The sequence below is a fragment of the Acetobacter sp. P5B1 genome (genome assembly GCF_018811985.1).
In the GTDB taxonomy this organism is placed as follows: domain Bacteria; phylum Pseudomonadota; class Alphaproteobacteria; order Acetobacterales; family Acetobacteraceae; genus Acetobacter; species Acetobacter cerevisiae.
In genome coordinates this window covers 205,687-226,821 of record NZ_JACRVS010000007.1, presented here as the reverse complement: position 1 = coordinate 226,821, position 21,135 = coordinate 205,687, and the positions used below count along the sequence as shown (strand labels likewise).

General features: G+C 60.1%; 20 protein-coding genes. 11 read left to right on the top strand and 9 right to left on the bottom strand.

Annotation, left to right across the window (positions count from 1 at the left end; genetic code table 11):
* Position 1: 1 nt before the first annotated feature.
* The 5 genes from KP703_RS06980 to KP703_RS06960 all read left to right on the top strand — a co-directional run bounded on the left by KP703_RS06980 (position 2) and on the right by KP703_RS06960 (position 4,104).
* Positions 2-715 carry a tRNA (guanosine(46)-N(7))-methyltransferase TrmB gene (locus tag KP703_RS06980; RefSeq protein ID WP_215754268.1) on the top strand — a complete coding sequence of 238 codons (714 nt, stop codon included), beginning with the start codon at positions 2-4 and terminating at the stop codon, positions 713-715.
* Positions 716-808: 93 nt separating this feature from the next.
* Positions 809-2,386 carry a bifunctional phosphoribosylaminoimidazolecarboxamide formyltransferase/IMP cyclohydrolase gene (gene purH / locus KP703_RS06975; RefSeq protein ID WP_215754267.1) on the top strand — a complete coding sequence of 526 codons (1,578 nt, stop codon included), beginning with the start codon at positions 809-811 and terminating at the stop codon, positions 2,384-2,386.
* 117 nt (positions 2,387-2,503) lie between these two features.
* The gene (locus tag KP703_RS06970) at positions 2,504-3,268 is read left to right on the top strand and encodes a hypothetical protein (protein WP_215754266.1); all 765 of its coding nucleotides are present in this window, start codon (positions 2,504-2,506) and stop codon (positions 3,266-3,268) included.
* A gap of 188 nt (positions 3,269-3,456) precedes the next feature.
* The gene (locus KP703_RS06965; RefSeq protein ID WP_082779372.1) at positions 3,457-3,624 is read left to right on the top strand and encodes a DUF1328 domain-containing protein; all 168 of its coding nucleotides are present in this window, start codon (positions 3,457-3,459) and stop codon (positions 3,622-3,624) included.
* Positions 3,625-3,771: 147 nt separating this feature from the next.
* Positions 3,772-4,104 (top strand): tRNA-binding protein, encoded by a 333-nt coding sequence (locus KP703_RS06960; RefSeq protein ID WP_062271623.1) that lies wholly within the window; start codon positions 3,772-3,774, stop codon positions 4,102-4,104.
* A 166-nt stretch (positions 4,105-4,270) separates the two neighbouring features.
* Here the strand turns inward: KP703_RS06960 and glyS are convergent, their stop codons facing one another.
* Both glyS and KP703_RS06950 read right to left on the bottom strand, forming a co-directional pair.
* Positions 4,271-6,331, bottom strand: a complete 2,061-nt coding sequence (gene glyS / locus KP703_RS06955; RefSeq protein ID WP_215754265.1) for a glycine--tRNA ligase subunit beta — start codon at positions 6,329-6,331, stop codon at positions 4,271-4,273.
* A gap of 4 nt (positions 6,332-6,335) precedes the next feature.
* Positions 6,336-7,220, bottom strand: a complete 885-nt coding sequence (locus KP703_RS06950) for a glycine--tRNA ligase subunit alpha (RefSeq protein WP_215754307.1) — start codon at positions 7,218-7,220, stop codon at positions 6,336-6,338.
* Between the two features lie 230 nt (positions 7,221-7,450).
* Between KP703_RS06950 and KP703_RS06945 the strand changes: the two genes are divergently transcribed.
* Complete coding sequence (locus KP703_RS06945; protein ID WP_062248102.1) at positions 7,451-8,233, top strand: DUF2076 domain-containing protein; 783 nt, start codon at positions 7,451-7,453, stop codon at positions 8,231-8,233.
* A 56-nt stretch (positions 8,234-8,289) separates the two neighbouring features.
* Here KP703_RS06945 and KP703_RS06940 read toward each other — a convergent pair whose 3' ends face one another.
* From KP703_RS06940 to KP703_RS06925, 4 genes are all read right to left on the bottom strand, one after another.
* Positions 8,290-8,742, bottom strand: coding sequence for a helix-turn-helix domain-containing protein (locus tag KP703_RS06940; protein ID WP_215754264.1), 453 nt, complete (start codon positions 8,740-8,742; stop codon positions 8,290-8,292).
* Positions 8,743-9,116: 374 nt separating this feature from the next.
* Positions 9,117-10,673, bottom strand: coding sequence for an apolipoprotein N-acyltransferase (lnt, locus tag KP703_RS06935; RefSeq protein ID WP_215754306.1), 1,557 nt, complete (start codon positions 10,671-10,673; stop codon positions 9,117-9,119).
* Positions 10,674-10,817: 144 nt separating this feature from the next.
* Positions 10,818-11,666 (bottom strand): GNAT family N-acetyltransferase, encoded by an 849-nt coding sequence (locus KP703_RS06930; RefSeq protein ID WP_062142041.1) that lies wholly within the window; start codon positions 11,664-11,666, stop codon positions 10,818-10,820.
* The gene (locus KP703_RS06925) at positions 11,663-12,085 is read right to left on the bottom strand and encodes a transcriptional repressor (RefSeq protein ID WP_252353895.1); all 423 of its coding nucleotides are present in this window, start codon (positions 12,083-12,085) and stop codon (positions 11,663-11,665) included. The genes KP703_RS06930 and KP703_RS06925 overlap by 4 nt, the downstream gene beginning before the upstream one ends.
* Before the next feature lie 216 nt (positions 12,086-12,301).
* Here KP703_RS06925 and KP703_RS06920 point away from each other — a divergent pair, with 216 nt between their 5' ends.
* Complete coding sequence (locus KP703_RS06920) at positions 12,302-12,598, top strand: sulfurtransferase TusA family protein (RefSeq protein ID WP_373687448.1); 297 nt, start codon at positions 12,302-12,304, stop codon at positions 12,596-12,598.
* Between the two features lie 47 nt (positions 12,599-12,645).
* Here the strand turns inward: KP703_RS06920 and rho are convergent, their stop codons facing one another.
* From rho to KP703_RS06905, 3 genes are all read right to left on the bottom strand, one after another.
* Positions 12,646-13,941: a transcription termination factor Rho gene (rho, locus tag KP703_RS06915; protein WP_043551267.1), complete on the bottom strand. Its 1,296-nt coding sequence runs from the start codon at positions 13,939-13,941 to the stop codon at positions 12,646-12,648.
* A gap of 222 nt (positions 13,942-14,163) precedes the next feature.
* The gene (locus KP703_RS06910) at positions 14,164-14,724 is read right to left on the bottom strand and encodes a hypothetical protein (protein ID WP_215754263.1); all 561 of its coding nucleotides are present in this window, start codon (positions 14,722-14,724) and stop codon (positions 14,164-14,166) included.
* Positions 14,721-15,893, bottom strand: coding sequence for a magnesium transporter CorA family protein (locus KP703_RS06905; RefSeq protein ID WP_062142043.1), 1,173 nt, complete (start codon positions 15,891-15,893; stop codon positions 14,721-14,723). Before KP703_RS06905 ends, KP703_RS06910 begins: the two co-directional genes overlap by 4 nt.
* A gap of 261 nt (positions 15,894-16,154) precedes the next feature.
* Here KP703_RS06905 and trpB point away from each other — a divergent pair, with 261 nt between their 5' ends.
* Genes trpB through KP703_RS06885 form a run of 4 tightly spaced genes read left to right on the top strand, consistent with a single transcriptional unit; the run spans position 16,155 to position 21,130 of the window.
* A complete protein-coding gene (trpB, locus tag KP703_RS06900) occupies positions 16,155-17,399 on the top strand; it encodes a tryptophan synthase subunit beta (protein WP_215754262.1) in 1,245 nt (414 codons plus the stop codon).
* On the top strand, positions 17,396-18,229 hold the full coding sequence (gene trpA / locus KP703_RS06895; RefSeq protein WP_215754261.1) for a tryptophan synthase subunit alpha: 834 nt from the start codon (positions 17,396-17,398) through the stop codon (positions 18,227-18,229). Before trpB ends, trpA begins: the two co-directional genes overlap by 4 nt.
* 34 nt (positions 18,230-18,263) lie before the next feature.
* A complete protein-coding gene (locus tag KP703_RS06890; RefSeq protein WP_215754260.1) occupies positions 18,264-19,649 on the top strand; it encodes a TIGR03862 family flavoprotein in 1,386 nt (461 codons plus the stop codon).
* Positions 19,646-21,130: an ATP-binding protein gene (locus tag KP703_RS06885; protein ID WP_052403863.1), complete on the top strand. Its 1,485-nt coding sequence runs from the start codon at positions 19,646-19,648 to the stop codon at positions 21,128-21,130. The genes KP703_RS06890 and KP703_RS06885 overlap by 4 nt, the downstream gene beginning before the upstream one ends.
* Positions 21,131-21,135 lie beyond the last annotated feature (5 nt).

The window sequence follows — 21,135 nt, the reverse complement described above, 5'->3', positions numbered from 1 at the left end:
GATGACGGAGGAAGTACGCGCACCGGACGTTAAGCCGTCGCCCGAACGACTTTATGGGCGACCGCGCGGCCATTCGCTGCGTCCCCGTCAGCAACGTCTTCTAGATGAGGCGCTGCCCCGCCTGCGCTTTCCGCTGGATCGCGCAGCGGACCCGGCCACAGCCTTTGGCCGTCCGCCTCAGCAAATCTGGTTTGAAGTCGGATTTGGTGGCGGGGAACATGTGGTCGGGCAGCATAATGCCCACCCCGATGTTGGCTATATTGCCTCTGAAGTTTTTGATAACGGCCTGTGCTCCCTGCTGACCCGCTTTGTGCCGGTTGGAGAGGAGGCAACGTCCACCATCCCAGACATGCTGCGTCTGTGGGATGATGATGCCCGCGTGCTGTTGCGTGCGCTGCCGGATGCCTCCGTGGATCGGCTGTTCCTGATGTTTCCGGACCCATGGCCCAAGGCCCGTCATGCCAAGCGGCGCTTCATGCATCCGGAAAATGTAAGCCTTGTGGCCCGTGTGCTCAAGCCCGGTGCTGTGTGGCGCGTAGCGAGTGATGATCCGACCTATCAGGCATGGGTTGAAGAAGTCATGGCGGCACAACCGTTTTTTGAAGCCCCGCCGCCCGTTTCTGAGCGGCCGGAAGGCTGGTTCCCCACCCGTTACGAAGCGAAAGCCATCGCAGCAGGTCGTCAGCCGCTCTACTGGACCTTTACGCGCCGTTAAGACCTTTTCCGGGGCGCATAAGGTTGCTCTTGGGCGGCTTGTTAGCTAATGAGCCGCTTTGAAATCAGGTTTAGCCGTGCGAAAGGTCCGACCATGAGCCAGACGACGCAACCCGTGCGCCGCGCGTTAATTTCTGTTTCCGACAAAACGGGGCTTCTTGACCTCGGTCGCGCGCTGGTTGCGCACGGTGCGGAAATCCTTTCCACAGGTGGCTCTGCCCGCGCTCTGCGTGAAGCTGGTCTTCCCGTCACCGAGGTGTCTGATCACACCGGGTTCCCGGAAATTCTGGATGGCCGCGTGAAAACGCTCGTGCCGCAGATCCACGGCGGTATTCTTGGGCGGCGCGATCTGCCAGCTCATGTCGCTCAGATGGAAGAGCACAAGATTGCTCCGATCGATCTGGTCGCGGTCAATCTCTACCCGTTTGAAAAAACGGTTGCCTCCGGCGCTGGCGCTGAAGACTGCATTGAAAATATCGATATTGGCGGCCCCGCGCTGATTCGCGCCGCAGCCAAGAACCACGGTCACGTGGTGGTGCTGACTGACACCGCGCAGTATGCCGGGCTGATTGAGGCTTTGGGGCAGGGTGGCAGCACGCTTGAACAGCGCCGTGCCTATGCAGGCGCCGCTTATGCCCGTACCGCCGCTTATGATGCCGCCATTGCAGCATGGTTTGCCGCACAGGCGCAGGACACGCTGCCGGAACGCTTTGTGCTGGCTGGCCAGCGGGCGGAAGTGTTGCGTTATGGTGAAAATCCGCATCAGCAGGCTGCTTTCTACAAAGATGGCAGCACCCGCCCCGGTGTCGCGACGGCTGTTCAGGTGCAGGGCAAGGCTTTGTCCTACAACAATATCAACGATACCGATGCGGCGTTTGAAGCTGTGGCCGAGTTTGACCGTCCGGCTGTGGTCATTGTCAAACACGCCAACCCGTGCGGTGTAGCTGTGGGTGACACGCTGTCTGCCTGCTGGGACAATGCGCTGCGCTGTGACCCTGTGTCGGCCTTTGGTGGTATTGTGGCCCTTAATCGCACGCTGGACGCGGAAACGGCGACCAAAATCGCTGGTATTTTCACCGAAGTCATCGTCGCTCCGGATGCGGATGAAGAGGCCAAAACCATTCTGGCCCGCAAGAAAAACCTGCGCCTGTTGCTGACGGGCGGTCTGCCGGATGCCGCAGCCTCTGGTGTGGTTGTGCGGTCTGTGGCCGGTGGTTTTCTGGCGCAGACGCGTGATAACGGGCAGATCAAACCCGAGTCCCTGCGTGTGGTGACCAAACGCGCTCCGTCCGCGCAGGAAATGGAAGACCTGATCTTTGCCTTCCGTGTGGCCAAGCACGTGAAGTCCAACGCCATTGTCTATGCTAAAAACGATGCCACGGTGGGGATTGGCGCCGGCCAGATGAGCCGGGTTGATTCCGCACGTATCGCCGCCAGCAAAAGCGGGGAAGCCGCCAAGGCTGCCGGGCTGGATGCACCGCTCACGCAGGGTTCTGTGGCCGCGTCTGACGCGTTCTTCCCGTTTGCAGACGGGCTGGAAACCATTGTGGCCGCAGGGGCGACCGCTGTGATTCAGCCGGGTGGTTCCATCCGGGATGATGAGGTGATTGCTGCGGCGGATGCTGCGGGTATTGCCATGGTCTTTACTGGTATGCGTCATTTCCGCCACTGACACGCTTTTCCGGCTCTTGCCGGACGCGCGTTCCTGACGAACAATGGCGCACAGTCTTCCTTATTCTGGCCTGAGGTCCGTAAAGCCTCAGGCCAGACTTCTCTAGTCGGTTGATCCATGCGCCATCTGTTCTCCCTTCCAGCTTTCCTTCTGGCTTCTTCTGTAGCCGTTGCGGCTCCTGCCCATAAGGCACCCGCCGGGCAGCAGAATGCGGCAAACTTCGCTTCTCACCAGACGGCGACGGAAAAAGAAGCTGACGGGGTTTATGACCTCTCAGGCCTGCCGCATTTTAGTGGGCAGGTGTCGCAGTTTCTGCCGTCCTCCCACGGGAGTGTGGTCGGGTTCATTCTGCATGATGGCACGCAGGTGTTCATCTCTCCGGATCAGGGTCATACGCTGGCCGGTCTGATCAAACCCGGTGATACCGTCGATATCCGTGGCCTGAAGGGCCGCACGTTGCCTATTATCCGCGCTTTTGGCCTCACCAGCCCGCGTGGCCGGGGCATGCAGGACACCTTTATTGCCATGCCTCGCCAGTCTACCGAGATGATTGCAGGCCCCGATCTGGTGCTGCATGGCGAGGTCTGGATGCCACTCTATGATCTGGATGGCCAGCTGAACGGCGCGGTGCTGAAAGATCATTCCGTGATTTATCTCCCCCCGCGTGAGGCCACGCGTCTGGCTGCATGGCTCAAACCGGGTCAGACGCTTTATGCCGTGGGCACGGGTAGCAGCGGGGAACTGGGTGTGGCCATCGACGCACGGGAAATCGGTCCGGCTTCCAACCAGATGGTTGGGGTTGCGGTAGGGAATGCGCCCCCGCCGGGTCCTGCTCCGGGCAGTGCCGGGTATGATATTATTCCGGGGTCTGAAGGCCACTAACAGGTCCGTTTGAATGCGCCTCAAGCCTGATGCTGTGCTCCGGGTTGTCGGATAGCATCAGGTTTATGTCTGCTTCGTCTCGTTTCTGAACCGAGAGAACTTTTTGAGCATCCCTGCGTTGGATTGGGGGAAGCGCAAAGCCGGAGTGCTCTTCCGGAGCAACTGCGGAGTTCTTAAGGAGAGACGAGATGGCTATTTTACGGTGGGTTCTGACCTTTCTGATATTGGCGTTGATTGCCTCCCTGTTCGGGTTTGGTGGCGCCGCCTCCAGCTTTGCTGGTGTTGCTAAAATTCTGCTGTTTATTTTTGTGGTGCTGCTGGTGGTCAGCTTCTTCTTTGGTCGCACACCCACATAGTGATGAGGGGTTTGTCCCCAAGGGCCTTCGAGGCTGATTAAAAATAGGAAAGCGTGTGGTCTCTTCAGGCTACACGCTTTTTTTATGGGCCTGCCTTTAATGGGACCGTTAAAAAAGCTCAGGCGTTCAGGCGCAAAAGAGGACCTTATGGAACAGATTGGCTGGTCAGATTTTGAAAAGGTGATGATTGTGGCGGGGACGATCCTCCGTGCAGAGCCGTTTCCGGAAGCGCGGAAGCCTGCCTATAAAATCTGGGTAGATTTTGGGCCCTATGGGGAGCGTAAAACCAGCGCACAGGTGACACGCCTCTACACGCCCGAAATGCTTATCGGACGGCAAATTATCGGGATTATCAATTTTCCGGAAAAGCAGATCGGCCCGTTTCGTTCCCAGTTCCTGCTGTCAGGGTTTGAAACGGAAGAGGGCGTCGTGCTGGCGGGTCTGGAAAGGCCTGTGCCCAATGGCACCCGGCTGAGTTGAGGCTGCGCTAAAAAGTTTCCTGGGCGCAGCCATTCGAGCGATAAAATCTCGATGGTGCATGAAGCTAGGGAGAGAAAAAGTCCCGATAGCTCATAAAAAAAGAGAGACGCGGCAAACCGTCACGTCTCTCTTTCTCTGTTCAGCGTTCCTTCAAAAGGAAGGTCGCTTAGCCTTCAATCTGGCTGAAATCCGCAATCAGACGCATCATCCGCACCAGACGTGAGAGCAACCGCAGGCGGTTGAGGCGCAGCGGAGCGTCCGGCGCGTTAACGGTGACGTCTTCAAAGAATTTGTCGAGCGGTGCGCGGAGGCTGGCTGCTTCCCGCATGGCGTCGGTAAAGCGTTCTTCTGCAAACGCCTTTTCCACAGCCGGTTCAACCCGGTCCAGCGTGGCGGCCAGTGCCTGTTCTTCCGGCTGGGCAAACAGGGCCGGGTCCGGCGCGCCTTCATGCGGACCATCCTTGCGGTCTTCAATCCGCAGGATATTGGCAGCGCGACGGGTGGCGGCCAGCAGGTTCTTGCCGTCTTCCGTTTCCAGCATGGTTTCCAGCGCCTGTGCGCGGGCCAGAAGGCGGGTGATGTCCGTATCGGTATTGCCGGTGGAAATAGCGGCAAGGCAGTCATACCGTGCGCCTTCCGAGCGGAGCTGAACACGCAAGCGCTCAGCCATAAACTGCGGCAGCAGAGCCAGATCCGGCGCATCGCGCAGGGATTCCGGCAGTGCTTCCGCAGCCAGCAGGAACAGCTTGACCAGATCCAGACGCAGACCGTTTTCACGGATCAGGCGGATAATGCCCAGAGCTGCACGGCGCAGACCGAAGGGGTCGCCCGAGCCGGACGGTTTTTCACCCGCGGCAAAGAACGCGGCCAGCATGTCAAACCGGTCTGCCAGACCCAGCACGACAGAAACCGGAGCAGTCGGCACCGTATCGCCGGGGCCGCGCGGCATATACTGCTCGCTAATGGCCTGACAGACAGCAGGTGTTTCGCCGTCATGCTGCGCGTAGTAGCCACCCATCACACCCTGCAGTTCCGGGAATTCCCCGACCATGCCGGTGGTCAGGTCCGTTTTGCTGAGTTCGGCGGCGCGTTCACAGTCCGCTTTGGAGGCTCCAACCATCGGGGCAATCAGCCCGGCCAGACGCACCATACGGCGCGTGCGGTCACCCTGACTGCCAAGTTTGGCGTGGAAGGTGATGGCGTCCAGCGCGCTCAGGCGAGAGGCGAGGGTCTGCTTGCGGTCCAGATCCCAGAAGTGGCGCGCATCCGCAAAACGGGCATGCAGCACGCGCTCATTGCCGGTCACAATCAGCGTGCCGTCATCTGCGGGGACAATATTGGCCACAAAGGCAAAGCGCGGGGCGGCGGACCCATCACCATTGCGCAGGGCAAAATAGCGCTGGTTGACGCGCATGGAGACCTGCATCACCTCGGCAGGCAGATCCATGTATTTCTCATCAATCCGGCCAAGGAACGGCACTGGCCATTCCACCAGACCGGCGACTTCATCCACCAGCCCGGAATCCGGCACAAGGGCCAGACCTTCTGATGAGGCAAGGGCCGTCAGGCCTGTAACGATGGTTTCCCGACGGTCTGCTGCATGCACCTGCACATGGCGGGCCTTGAGTGTGTCCTGCCATTCCGCAGCGCTGCTGACAGTCACAGCACCGGGGGAGAGGAAGCGATGGCCTTCCGTCTGGTTGCCAGACTGGAGGTTGTGGCCGTTATCGTCACCCTGCGCGAGAGAGAACGGCACAGTCTCACCATCCAGAATGCACAGAATGCGACGCAGTGGGCGCACCCATGTAAAGGCGCTGCCCTGGCCCCAGCGCATGGATTTCGGCCATGGGAAGCGGCGCAGCAGATCCGGCATGATGGCAGCAATATGCTCTTTGGCGCTGATGGCGGGTTCTTCCCGCTCCAGCACCCAGAAGCCGTTTTGCAGGGTCAGGACATCCTGCGTCACCCCGTGTTTGCGGGTGAAGCCTTGCAGGGCCTTTTCCGGCGCACTTTCACGCGGTCCGCGTTCAGACACTGTGCGGCCGGGCACGTTGGCGTCCAGCGTGCAGGAGGCCGCAATACGGCGCGGGCCGGTATAGGCCACAGCGTCTTTCGGGTTCAGCGGGGCCAATGCTTCAGACAGCAGGCGCAGCAGATGCTCCCCCGCCTGTTGCTGCATGCGGGCGGGAATTTCTTCTGAAAAAAGTTCTATCAGCAGTTCGGGCATGATCTTATTTGTCCTCGCCAGCCAGCCAGGTCTCACAGCACAGTTTTGCCAGTGTCCGCACACGGCCAATATAGGCGGCGCGCTCGCTCACGCTGATCACGCCGCGCGCATCCAGCAGGTTGAACAGATGGCTGGCCTTCAGGCACTGGTCATAGGCCGGCTGCGCTACACCGGCTTCCGCCAGGGCCGCACTTTCTTTTTCTGCATCGGCAAAATGGCGGAACAGCAGTTCCGTATCCGCCAGCTCAAAGTTATGGCGGGAATAGTCCTGCTCGGCACGCAGGAAGACATCGCCGTAGGACAGGCCGGTCCCGTTGTAATCGAGGTCATAGACGTTCTCGACGCCCTGCACATACATGGCCAGACGTTCCAGCCCGTAGGTCAGTTCCGTGGAAGGCAGTACCACCGGAATACCGCCTACCTGCTGGAAGTAGGTAAACTGGGTGACTTCCATCCCGTCACACCACACTTCCCAGCCTAGCCCCCATGCGCCGATGGTCGGGTTTTCCCAGTCATCTTCCACAAAGCGGATGTCGTGCCGGTCCGGGTCAATCCCGATGGCGCGGTAGCTGTCCAGCAGGAGTTTCTGGCTTTCTTCCGGCGTGGGCTTCAGCAGCACCTGATACTGGTAATAATGCTGGAGCCGATTGGGGTTTTCCCCGTAGCGACCATCGGATGGGCGGCGGCAAGGCTGCACATAGGCAGCCTTCCACGGTGTGCTGCCCAGAGCCCGAAGGGTGGTGTGGGGGGAAAGCGTGCCCGCGCCAATTTCCTGGTCATAGGGCTGGAGAATGGCGCACCCCTGCTTTGACCAGAACTGGTGAAGGGTCAGGATCAGGTCCTGAAAAGAAAGAGGCCGCTCGGTAGGGCGGGGAGACGCCGGGTCCATGGTCAGGGTGAAACTCCGCAGTATGACAATCAGGGTGTGCGCAGAGCGCGCACGGCGGGGCACACCATACAGGGGCGCTGCGCATTCAGGAAGAGAAGGCATGCAACTCCCTGCAGCTCTCCTCTTGCAACGCTCTTGCCGCCTCGCCACATCTTAGCCAGACTAGTGCTATCTTATGCAAACCAGTGCATCAGGCTGGCAGCACATGCCGCAGGCAGGGAAAAGAGACGATGACCAACGAGGAACGCGACCTCATTGCGAAATTTGTAGCCAGAGTGGGCGGTGCGTCCCAGTCCGGTTTTGGAAGCGTGCCCAGCACGAAGCCCAATCTGCCGCCGATAGACCCGGATGCGGATAAATTCCTGGCGCAGGAATTTCAGCAATATCCGGAAGCCCGCTATCGTATTACGCAGATGGCTGTGGTGCAGGAAATGGCGCTGGTTGAAGCGCAGAACCGTATTCAGCAGCTTCAGTTCCAGTTGCAGCAAGCTCAGCAGGCGTTGCAGCAGGCTCAGTCTCAGGCCCAGCAGAAACCGGCTGGCGGCGGTGGTTTTCTGGGCGGCCTGTTTGGCGGCGGTCAGCGTGGGCCGCAGGCTCAGCCGCAACAGTCTGCACCTCCGGGCTGGGGCGGTCGCCCTGCTGCCATGCCGCCGCAGTACCAGCCGCAGCCGCTGCCTTATGGGGCGCAGCCGGGCATGTTCCGCAGTGGCTCGGGCTTTCTGGGGTCCGCTCTTTCAACCGCGACGGGTGTTGCCGGGGGCATGCTGGCAGCCAACGCGCTGACAGATCTGTTCAGTGGCCATCATGGTGCCGGGGCTGATGGCGGATGGGGCGCAGGTCAGCCGAGCGAGACCGTTATCAACAACAATTATGGGGATGGTGCGGGCGCAGACCCGTTTGCCGGAGCCGGAACGTCTGCTGATCAGGGCTTTGATGCCGGAAGCAATGACTGGGGCGGTGATGCTGGTGGCGACGCGGGCGGTGGTGATTGGGGCGGCGATCAGGATTTCTGAGGCAAACCCAACAAAAAGACCAAAAAGGGGGCGGCTTCGGTCGCCCTTTTTTTTATTTAGGACGTTGGCTCGGTTGCAGGCGCCATGGAGCGCACCAGTTCCAGCACGCGTTTACGGACGACGGCGTCGGGGATGCGGTAATAGGCGCGGATCAGTTCAATGGTTTCCTTGCGGGAAAACAGAGAGGCTTCCTGATCCGAAAAAACAGACGCAGTCCCGGTCTGAAACGGGGTTTCAAAAGGCTTCCGGTTTTGTGACAGGCCGCCGTGGAAAGTGGGTGGGGGCTGAGGACCCGAGGTCTGACCAGACGCAGGCATATCATCAAAGAAAAAGCTGATCGGCACGTCCAGCGCGGAGGCCAGATCGTAAAGACGCGATGCCCCGACACGATTGGCACCACGTTCATATTTCTGCACCTGCTGGAACGTAATGCCGAGAGCCTCCCCCAGTTTTTCCTGAGACATTCCCAACAGCGTGCGTCGCAGGCGGATACGACGCCCGACATGCATGTCAACCAAACCTGCCCGGGGGATAGAGGCCTTTGGGGCAGGGAAAGGAGAGGTTGTTTCTGTCACGCAATTTCTCACCGAAGAAAGGAGAGTAATTTATAAACCAGATGGTAACTGTTTATAAACCATTTATTAAAGTTTGCAGGGCTGCTCACATGACTATTGTCAGGTTTGAAAAATATCTTGCCCATACTGAATAATACAAAATATTAGAACAGTAATAACTACCTATATGTTTGAAAATATCAATCATTAATTTATTGTTATTAAAAGGGTTTCCGCGCCTAATTAGCTGATTAAGGCATACTGCAAAAGAAATTTTGTCTAAAAATTATCTTAACGGCAAAGAAATATTTATTTTATCTCAATTATATTCATCGCTTCCGTCCTGGACGAACCACTGCAAGCAGAAAAACAGCGAGGCTCAGGAGGGCAGGAAGGCTGCGCCCATACTGGGCGAACAGGGGCGCAGGCAGCGCCGCAGGAAGGGGCACAACCAGGGTGCCGGTTTTTCCCCAGCCAAGGCGCGTGAGTTCATGCCCAAAACCATCATAGGCAATGGAAATACCGGTATTGGCGGCGCGGGCGATGGGAAGCCCTTCTTCCACAGCGCGCAGCCTGACGGATGAAAGATGCTGGCGAGGACCTGCGCTGTCTCCAAACCAGCCATCATTTGTTACATTGGCCAGCCAGCGGGGGCGGTCATGTTCGTCTACCGTCAGGCCTGAGAAAATTACCTCATAACAGACCAGCGGTCCCACAGGCGGAATGCCCGGCAGATGCCAGGTCTGAGCGCCCGGACCGGCCGCCATGCCACCTTGGGGGACAATTTGCAGTGGGATGAAGGGGGGCTGGTATTCGCCAAATGGTACCAGTCGGGCTTTGTCATAAACGGCAGCAATATCGCCGTTCGGCGCGAGTGCCAGAACTGAGTTCCGGTAACGGCCATTTTCATCCACGCGCAGAGCGCCAATTAATCCGGCATCCGCGCCCGGTGCCCATTCCATAATAATCTGGCGGGCGCGCGGGCTGTCCTGCAACAACATGGAACCGGGGAAGGAGGTTTCCGGCCACAAAAAGACGATCGGACGGGTAATGGTGTCCGGGAAAGCAGGATGGGGGCGCTGGTCGCGGGCTTGAAGTATGCCATCTGCCGTCAGATGCAGGTAGCGCATGAAAATATCGCGCGGGTTAAGATGACCGACTTTTTCCGTCTCAGGCACATTGCCCTGTACCAGCACAGCAATCGGGCCTTGCTCTCCCGTCGGATGCACTGTTTTGAGCCGCACCATACTGGCTGTCACGCTGATGCTGATGACAAGGACTGCGCTCGCTGCGACCCGGATACGGTCGGCGTGGCGTGGGAAAAGCTGGCAGGGGCGATCGGCGCGAGCCCGGAAGGCATCCTGCAACGCTTCGCCGCCAAACAATGCGCCCAGAACCACAAAAAAGGTCAGGCCATCCACGCCAATCCACGCGGCGGGCTGAATCAGCACATCGCCCACCACGCCGGGGATTGCCAGACTGCTGCCGAGCGGATTCCACGTAAACCCGCTGAACAGGAAGACGCGCCCCATATCAAACAGGGTCCAGCTGGCCGCGAAGGCCAGAATGCGACGGGGGCCAGCCGGGGCTAGCCGGCATAGCGCCGCCGGAGCAGCGACCATTGGGGCCAGAATCAGCGCGCAGCCCAGAGAGGGGAATGGCACAAACCACCAGAACTCTTCTGCCCGGATCATCACAGCATTAACCAGCCAATACAGGTTGGCGGCATAGAAGCCAAACCCGAACAGCGCACCGGCCCAGGCAGCATTTTTCCAACTCGGAGCCCGATTCAGCACCCGGCCAAGAGCGGGAAAGGTGATGAGCAGAATGGGTAGAAAATGAACAGGTGGCAGGGCAAGTGCTGAGAGCACACCCATACCCAGCATCAGGCGAGCCTGACGCCATCCTGCTGCCCGGTTTTTTCGGCGCTCTGCCCGTGCTTCGTCACACGCAGGTGATGGAGGCCTGCGCCAGAACGCCAGACGGCTCAGCACGGTGCGGGAAACGCCGGGTCAGCCTGACAGTGCCGCTCAGTCGAGCGCATCGCGCAGGCGGCGTTCATAGTGGCGATAATATTTGTCTGCCAGCAGTTCACTTTTCACCAGCACCGCAACGTCTGTCGTGTTGAACTGGGGATCAATCACTGCGCCATCACCCACATAACCGCCAAGGCGCAGATAGCCTTTGATGAGCGGCGGCAGGCGCGCCAGACTTTTGCGGAAGTCGATGGAATGTGGGTCCACCCGCAGCATGTCCACGCGCCGTTCCGGCAGGGCCTTCACTCGCAGGGCCGGGGGGGCCAGATGGTTGTGATAGAGATAGGTCAGCTCGTTCGCAATGGCATCCGGGTTGGTGCCCGGCAGGCTGGCGCAGCCGAACAGGACGTCAATGCGATGCAGGAAAATGTAGGACGCAATGCCGCGCCACAACAGCTGCATGGCGGCCCGGCCCCGATAGTTCTTGTCCACGCAGGAGCGGCCGACTTCCAGCAAACGCCCCGGAAATTCCGTCAGAGGGGAAATATCGTATTCGCTGGCGGAGTAGAAACGGCCAATTTTTGCAGCGGCATCACCCTGCACGAGGCGGTAGGTGCCCACCACGCCGCGCGCATCGGAGGCAATGGCGTGGTCAATCACCAGCAGGTGGTCGGCTACGGCATCAAACTCATCAATATCGCGCTTCAGGCGCAGGGTTTCTGCGTCCGGGTGCGCGCCCATTTCCTCATAGAATACGCGGTAACGCAGGGCCTGGGCGGCATCGCGTTCATCATCGGTGGTGGCAATGCGCACACTCAGGTTGCCGCCCCGCAGTTCAGGAAAGCCCTTGCGTTCCAGATCCAGAGTGGAGAGAGAGCCTGCCGGCAGTTGATCCGCGCTCATGAGGCTGCTCCTTTGCGTTTTGCGGCCTGCGCCGTTTTGCCTGCCTGCGGGGTCTGCGGGCGCTTTTTGCCAAACAGTTCAAGACGCATGGACACAAAGTCAAACCCCAGCCGTTCTGCAACGCGCCGCATCAGCTCTTCATGCTCCGGGTCTTCAAACTCAATCACCTTGCCATTATCCACATCAATCAGATGGTAATGATGGCGGCCATGTTCGGTGGCTTCATAGCGGGCGCGTCCGCCACCAAAGTCACGGCGTTCCAGAATCCCCTTTTCTTCCAGAAGCCGAACGGTGCGATACACCGTGGCCACGGAAATACGGGAATCCAGCGCTGAGGCTCGGCGGTAGAGTTCTTCTACATCGGGATGGTCATCAGCGTCCGACAGAACGCGTGCAATGACACGGCGCTGCCCTGTCATCTTCAGGCCATGTTCGATGCACAGCTGCGCAATCCGCGATTCTGTCGACTGTGATTTCAAGGGCGCAAATCCTGCTTGTTACCACCTGCATTCATGAAACATCAGGTAGCCGAAAAGGGGAGAGGTTGTCCAATTTTACACACACGCACAGGTTTTTTAAGCTCTGATTTCAAATGGTTTCTGCCACCAGTGCTGTGGCCCTGAGGAGAATGCGTCATGAAAAACACGAGAGAGCCGTCAGAGATCCTGCCTGCGGATTCGTCTCATCCTGAGACGCTCATGCTGGATATCACGCATGAAAAATGCCCGATGACGTTTGTGCGCACCCGTCTGGCGCTGGATGGCCTGGCACAGGGTGGCCTGCTTGCTGTGCGGCTGAAGGGCGAGGAACCCCATAAAAATGTCCGCCGCTCCGTGCTGGCGTTGGGCCATACCGTGCTGTCCGAGCAGGCGGAAGAGGATGGCAGCGTGGTGCTGACGATCCTGAAAAAAGACCCCGCACCGGCAGGCTGAACGCAGCCGCCAATGCGGGGTCTGATAACGGTCCCCGGGCCTGAGACTTAGTTGTTCATGGCCTCGAAGAAGTCGTTGTTGGATTTGCTGTATTTGAGCTTGTCCAGCAGGAAGTCCATGGCATCCATCGTGCCCATGGGGGCCAGAATACGGCGCAGCACCCACATTTTGGACAGGGTGGCGCGGTCCACCAGCATTTCTTCCTTACGCGTGCCGCTCTTGGTGATGTCAATCGCGGGGAAGGTGCGCTTGTCAGCCAGTTTACGGTCAAGGATCAGCTCGGAGTTACCCGTACCCTTGAACTCTTCAAAGATCACTTCATCCATGCGGCTGCCGGTATCAATCAGCGCCGTGGCGATAATGGTCAGAGAGCCACCTTCTTCAATGTTACGGGCCGCACCGAAGAAGCGCTTGGGCCGCTGCAGCGCGTTGGCGTCCACACCACCGGTCAGCACCTTGCCGGATGACGGCACAACGGTGTTGTAGGCGCGGGCCAGACGGGTGATGGAGTCCAGCAGGATGACCACATCGCGCTTGTGTTCCACCAGACGCTTGGCTTTTTCCAGCACCATTTCCGTCACCTGCACGTGGCGGTGGGCCGGTTCATCAAAGGTGGAGGAAATCACTTCACCCCGCACGGAGCGGGCCATGTCGGTCACTTCTTCCGGGCGCTCGTCAATGAGCAGCACGATGAGGAAGCATTCCGGGTGGTTGGCGGAAATGGAGGAGGCAATGCTCTGGAGCATGACCGTCTTACCGGTGCGCGGCGGTGCGACAATCAGTGCACGCTGGCCCATACCGATGGGGGCGACCAGATCAATCACGCGGGGTGTGAAATCCTGCGTGCTTTTGCCCTTCTTGCCCTTGGTTTCGCTCACCGGCGGGGCAGCGCTTTCCACTTCCATCTGCAGGCGGCGCTCAGGGTAGAGCGGGGTAAGGTTATCAAAATTGATGCGGTGCCGGACGGCTTCAGGCGCTTCAAAATTGATGCTGTTGATTTTCAGCAGCGAGAAATAGCGTTCGCCATCCCGCGGGGCGCGGATCTGCCCTTCAACCGTATCACCCGTGCGCAGAGCAAAGCGGCGCACCTGAGCGGGGGAGATATAAATATCATCCGGACCGGGGAGGTAGTTTGATTCGGGAGAGCGGAGGTAACCGAACCCGTCATGCAGGATCTCGAGTGTGCCATCACCGTAGATCGCCTGGTCGTTATCGGCCAGCGCCTTCAGAATGGCGAACATCATGTCCTGCTTGCGCAGGGATGATGCGTTTTCAATATTCAGGTCTTCGGCACAGGCCAGAAGATCGGCCGGAGATTTGGCCTTGAGTTCCGCAAGATGCATTTAGGAATGCCCTGACTGGCAGTAGTTCAGAAATGGGGAGGTCCGGATCAGTCTTGCGCAAAGCCCGGAAACACGGCGTGTCACAGCAGAGGTGCGCCACGGCGGCCCGGATAGCAGGATGATCCTGACATGAGGGAAAGCACTGGACAGGTGAAGTCAGCCAGTTCTGGGGGCGGAGAATAAATCCGCAAGTCTGGTTCGTCAACCAGACTTTACAGGCGCTTAGGGCGCTGGCGCAGGTGTGATGGCCGCCTGCCATGTGTCCCGGCTGAGCCAGTATTGCGAGACCGAGGTGTCGGACGAGATGAAGTTTGTCACCTGAGACCAGAGCTGGCTCGGTCTGGGGTGGGAGGTCAGCGCACCGGAGAGCAGCGTGGCGGAGCAGGGGCCATCCAGCAGGATATCCCGGTCAGACAAGGTGACTTTCAGGTGGCAGTGGCTCAGCTGCGCGGAGGTGGCGGGCGTAAGAGTGCCGCTTACCGGCCCGGCATCCACAGGACGCATGGCGGAATCCAGCCGCATCATTTCACCCGCTACGGTGCCCGGACCTGTCTGATGCAGGCCGACCAGAATACGGCGGGTGTGTATGGAAGACAGTCCGCCATAGCGCATCGGTTCTGCGCTCAGCTGATTGAACATCGCCTGATAGCCCGCCTGAGTAATAGCAGGGTTTGTCTTGATCTCGGCAGCGTGCCCCGTCTGGCTGGCGGCAAGGCTGAGCAGGCAGGCTGCGCCCGCAGGCACTAAACCACGCAGGCGGGAAAACAGGGTGCGATGTGTCATTTGATGCCTCCAAGCCAACCTTTGCGCCAGAACCACAGCAGCGGCAAGCCGACGGAGGCCGCCATAAGCCCCAGTGAATACCAATAGCCAAAGGACCAGTTAAGTTCCGGAATATCCTTGAAGTTCATGCCATAGACCCCGGCAATCAGGGTTGGAGCAACGCCGATAAAGCTGACAACGGTCAGCACCTTCATCACGCCATTCTGTTCAATACTGATAAAGCCTAACGTGGCATCCAGCAGAAATTCCACCTTGCTGGCCGCCTGAGAGACGTAATCGCTCAGCGAGGATAAATCGCGGTTGGCCGTCGCCATGCGGGACCGCAGCGCGCCGGACAGCGCATACGGCGCATTTTCGGTTGGGATGGTGGTGACACCTGCCTCAAAACGGCGGGACGTGATGGGCAGGCCAGAGGCCGGGGCCATACCGTCCTTTTTGCTTTCACTCAGAAAGATAGTGATGCGTTCCAGCCCCAGCAGGGAGTCCCGCACGCGGGAGCAGAGATCGCCCGAACTGCCAACACGCTCCAGCAATTCGCGTTGCCATGCCGCGACGCTGCGCACCTTAGGCATGTTCTGCCGCCGTTTGAAAATGTCCTTGGAAAGCTTGTCCAGCAACATGCCGACACTTTCCAGAATATCTGCCAGCCGGTCCACAATGGTTTCAATCAGCGCCACCAGCACCTCGCCGGGGCCAATAGGGGCTGGCTCCAGTGGCCGGGCCTGTCCGCTGGCGTCTGCCGCATCGCTTTCTCTCTGCTCTGGGGTGAGCACCATGCTGGGGGCGGGCGTGGTGGCTGGCGCAGGGGGTAGAGTGTGCTCGGCGACAAGCTGGGCCACATTCTCAAAGGAGGGGTAGGGCTGATAGCGAATGGTAACGAGCCGTTCCGCCGTGAGCACAAACCCAACGGGGAAGGCCTCAAATTCCAGCCCTGTTTTTTTGAGCAGGGGGGTGGAGAGGAATGCTGCTCCATTGCGCACGCTGATGCGTGAGGAACTTTCAATCTCGTTCAGGTCATCCAGTGTGGGGAGGGGCTGGCCGCAGATTTTGGCGGCGAGTTCCTGTTCTTCCTGAGTAGGGTTCAGCAGGTCAATCCATGCTACGCCGTGGGCGTCGGCCTCACTCTCAATCGCCCGTGCGGGGGCACCGGGCTTGTGGGCCAGAAACATGAAATTCTCCTCGGGCGTATCGTTTTGTCACTCTTGCGAACCGCTGACACACGGGCGCAGGAAATATGACCAGACCGGCGGACAGTGACAAGTGACAGTCCTGAATAGCGGAAAAGCCTCGCTGCACCCTCCCAACCGGGTGAAATTTAGACTCTGTGCCCTCTGTGCAAGTGCGTTCGGCTTCTGGTAAGCCGGATGCCTGCTTTTTAGGGCAGGGCGATCCGGCACATCACGCAAAAATCAGGAGCGGCAGAACCACCCATGGCGGACCCGGCAGAACAGCACAGCACAGCAGCACAGCCCAATTCTCTTCGGCACGGACCGGATGAGCGTGGCCACTTTGGCGGCCGTTACGGTGGCCGGTTTGTGGCGGAAACCCTCATGCCGTTGCTGCTGGAACTGAACGCGGCGTATGACGGCGCCAAGGCGGACCCGGCTTTTCAGAAAGAGCTGGACTTCTATCTGCGTGATTATGTTGGTCGCCCCAGCCCGCTCTGGTTTGCCCGCCGCATGACGGAAGAGCTTGGCGGTGCGAAAATTTACATGAAGCGCGAAGAGCTGAACCATACCGGCTCCCATAAGCTCAATAACGTCATGGGGCAGATCCTGCTGGCCCGCCGTATGGGGCGTACCCGTATTGTGGCCGAAACCGGGGCCGGGCAGCATGGTGTGGCGACGGCCACGGTCTGTGCGCTGTTCGGGATGCAATGCGTAATTTACATGGGCGCTACAGACGTTGAGCGGCAGAAGCCCAACGTCTTCCGCATGCGTCTGCTGGGCGCTGAGGTTGTGCCCGTGACTGCCGGGGCGGGCACCCTGAAAGACGCCATGAATGAAGCCATGCGCGACTGGGTTGCCAATATTGCGGATACCTATTTTCTGGTGGGCACCGTGGCTGGCCCGCATCCGTATCCGGCCATGGTGCGTGATTTCCAGAGCGTGATTGGTGAGGAAACCAAAGAGCAGATGCAGGCGCAGGAAGGCCGCCTGCCGGATGTGATTGTTGCGGCCATTGGTGGCGGCTCCAACGCCATGGGGATTTTCCATCCGTTTCTGGATGATGCTTCTGTGCGGCTGATTGGCGTGGAAGCGGCTGGTCATGGTCTGGATAGCGGCAAGACGGCAGCGTCCATCGAACGCGGTCGCCCCGGTGTGCTGCATGGCAACCGCACCTATCTGTTGCAGAATGCCGATGGCCAGATTGACGAGGCGCATTCCATTAGTGCCGGTCTGGACTATCCGGGCGTGGGGCCAGAACATTCCTGGCTGAGCGATATTGGCCGCGCGGAATATGTGGGAGCCACGGATGATGAAGCGCTGAAAGCCTTCCAGCTCTGCACCCGCACGGAGGGGATTATTCCCGCGCTGGAATCCGCGCACGCCATTGCCTACGCTGCCAAAATTGCCCCCACCTTGCCGAAAGAGACGCTGCTGGTCGTCAATATTTCTGGCCGGGGGGACAAAGATATTTTCACCGTTGCCGAGCATCTGGGAGTGAAGCTGTGAGCCGTATTGCCGCCCGTTTCAAAACACTGGCCACACAGGGTCGCGGTGCACTCATCCCGTATCTGGAAGCGTTCGACCCTGATCTGGAAACCTCTCTGGCGTTGCTGAAGGCCATGCCCGCCGCCGGGGCGGATCTGATTGAAGTCGGTATGCCGTTTTCTGATCCCTCCGCCGATGGCCCGGTCATTCAGCTGGCCGCCCGCCGTGGGCTGAAGGCCGGGGCCTCGCTGCCCGGTGTGCTGAAAATGATTGCCGCCTTCCGTGAGCAGGATCAGGAAACGCCCATTATTCTGATGGGCTATCTCAACCCTGTGGAAGCGTACGGCCACGCCCGCTTCTGCACAGATGCCGCCAAAGCCGGGGTGGACGGTCTGATTCTGGTCGATCTGCCGCCGGAAGAAGCCGATATTCTGGAACAGCCCGCGCAGGATGCTGGTCTGGATATCATCCGTCTGGTGGCCCCCACGACGTCGGACGAGCGTCTGCGTTATGTGCTCTCGCACGCCTCCGGCTTTGTCTATTACGTGAGCATTACCGGCATTACCGGCACGCGCACCGCCAGTGCCGAAGCTTTGAAGGAGGCCCTTCCGCGCCTCCGCGCCGCGACGGACCTGCCGGTGGCCATTGGCTTTGGCATCCGTACGCCGGAACAGGCCGCGACGGCGGCAGGGATTGCAGATGGGGCCGTGGTGGCCTCCGCGCTGCTCTCCACACTGGCTGACACGCTGGATGCGGATGGCAAGGCGACTGACCAGACCCTGCCGCGGGTGCTGAACCAGATTAAGGACCTCGCCGCAGCTGTGCGGGCCGGGGAGAAAAACGCGGGATGATGCGTCATCCTGCTCTGCGTTCTGTCCCACAGGCATGACCAACCCGTTTCGTGTTGTTGTTATCGGCGGCGGTCCAGCTGGACTGGCCGCCGCCGAGGTTCTTTCTGCCGCAGGCTGCGTTGTGCAGGTTGTGGAGGCTATGCCCAGCCTTGGCCGCAAATTTCTGATGGCCGGGCGCGGCGGCCTGAACATCACCCATTCTGAACCCCCGGAAAAATTTCTGCCCCGTTATGCCGAGGCCGCGCCCTGGCTTGCGCCTTTTCTGCAGGCGTGGACTACGGAGCAGATCCGGCAGTGGATGGACGGGCTGGGGCAGGAGAGCTTTGTCGGCTCGTCTGGCCGCATTTTCCCCCGCGCGATGAAGGCGTCTCCCCTGCTGCGCGCCTGGCTGGCCCGGCTGCGTGAGCAGGGCGTCACCCTGCACACCCGTGTTCGTTGGACGGGCTGGGATGCTGCGGGGCATCTGACGTTTTCGCAGCCTCATGCCAATGTTCAGCCGCAGTCCGGGACGGCAGAGCCGGGGCCGGGGCCGGGGCCGCAGACGCCGCAGGGCATGGCCACGTCTGCCACTCTGGGCCGCACGGAAAAGTCGGGGACATCGCCTCAGGTTGGTCCCCTACAACAACCTGATGTCCCACTGTTTTCTCAACCCGATGCCGTCATTCTGGCGCTCGGCGGGGCAAGCTGGCCGCGTCTGGGGAGTGATGGCGGTTGGGCCGCTCTGCTGGAACAGCGCGGCGTTGCCGTCTCAGTTCTGCGCCCAGCCAACTGCGGGTTTCAGGTGGCATGGTCAGCGGCTGTGAGGGAACGGTTTGCCGGAACCCCGCTCAAGCCGGTGGCTCTGACTTTTGAGGGCCGCACCGTGCGAGGGGAACTTGTGGTGACGGCTTCCGGGTTGGAAGGCGGCGCACTTTACGCTCTGTCTGCGCCATTGCGGGAGCACCTGGCTCAGCATGGCACGGCGGACCTTTTGTGTGACCTGCGGCCCGATCTCTTTGTAGAAGACCTGACAAAGCGGCTGGCTGCTGTGCGTCCGCGTGAAAGCCTGTCCAACAAACTGCGTAAAGCCCTCCGTCTGCCGCCTGTTGCTGTGGCCTTGCTGCGGGAGGCTGGTCCTGTGCCGACCTCCACCGCTGCTCTGGCGGCTCGATTAAAGGCGCTGCCGGTGCGGCTGACAGCGCCGGAGCCACTGGCCCGCGCTATTTCTACAGCCGGTGGCGTTGAGCAAAGCGCCTGTGACGAAAGGCTGATGCTGCGCGCGCTGCCCGGCGTTTTTGTGGCGGGAGAAATGCTGAACTGGGAGGCCCCAACCGGGGGCTATTTGCTGCACGCATGCCTTGCAACCGGACGCGGTGCGGCAGAAGGGGCGCTTGCATGGTTGCGGGACACCCATCCGGAGCGGTATCGGATGCCCCTATGAGCAGCAACATGATCGTGATGGGTGATGTGCCGGGGGGTGGCCCGGCACGCATGGACCTTGCCGAACTTCTGGCCACCCGGCTTCTGGTGCAGGGCAATTCCGGGTCCGGGAAATCGCACCTGCTGCGGCGTCTGCTGGAGCAGTCCGCTCGCATGGTGCAGCAGGCGATTATCGACCCGGAAGGTGACTTTGTCAGTCTGGCGGAAAAATTCGGTCATCTGGTAATTGATGGCGCGGAATGTTCAGACATGGCGCTTCATGCCGCCGGGGAGCGGATGCGCATGCACCGCGCCTCTGTAGTGCTCAATCTGGAAGGTCTGGATGCGGACCAGCAGATGAAATGGGCCGCAGCCTTTCTGGGCGGTATGTTCGAGGCCCCGAGAGAATATTGGTATCCCGTGCTGGTTGTGGTGGATGAGGCCCAGCTGTTTGCACCTGCTGCTGCGGGTGAGGTCTCGGATGAAGCGCGTCGCGCTTCGCTAGGGGCCATGACAAACCTGATGTGCCGTGGCCGTAAACGTGGTCTGGCGGGCATTATTGCCACGCAGCGTCTGGCCAAACTGGCCAAGAACGTGGCGGCGGAAGCCTCCAACTTTCTGATGGGCCGGACCTTTCTGGATATCGACATGGCCCGCGCAGCGGACCTGCTGGGCATGGAACGCCGGCAGGCCGAAGCCTTTCGGGATCTGGCGCGCGGCACCTTTGTCGCTCTTGGCCCGGCCATGTGCCGCAGGCCGACGCCTGTGCGGATTGGCACGGTGGAGACAGAAAGCCGCTCTGCCGGGCCGGTGCTGACGCCGTTCGAGCCGCCGTCTGCCCCGGTGCACGATCTGATTCTGGCCCCGGTACCGGTTTCAGACTTTGTGGCCCGCCCCAGAAAAGCGCCTGCTACGCCGCAGCCTGATCTGCTGACCCAGCTTGCCGCCCACGGCGAGGCGCAGGCCGCTGCTTCGCAGGAAGAACAGCAGCAGGAAGAACCGCCGGAAGATCAGGCCGAGCGTGAAGCCCGCATGAACGCCATCCTGCGCGATATGCTGACGGATGATGAAACCTCCTTCCGGGCTTCCGCCGTGCTGTATCAGGATTTTCTGGTGCGCTGCCGTATCGCTGGGCTGGGGCGCAATGCGCTGGACCTCAAGGCCTTTAATCGCGCTCTGGCTACGGCGCGGAGTGGCGTAAGTGAGGATATGTCGGCCTCGCCGGACTGGCAGCAGGCGGAGGGGCTGGCCAATGCCCTGCCGGAAGATCTGCAATCCGTTTTCCTGTTTCTGGCGCGGGCCGCCATTGGCCGCCTGCCGTGCCCGTCGGACGCGGAAATTGCGCGTGTGTACGGCACCGTCTCGCAAGGCCGCGCCCGCCGACTGGTGGAATGGCTGGAAGACCAGAACATCATCGTTCTCCGGGCCGATGGCATGGGCAGAAGGGTCATTACGGTCATCGGGCCGGGGTGGGAGACGCTGCCCGGCGTCCCGCAGGGGTGAGAACC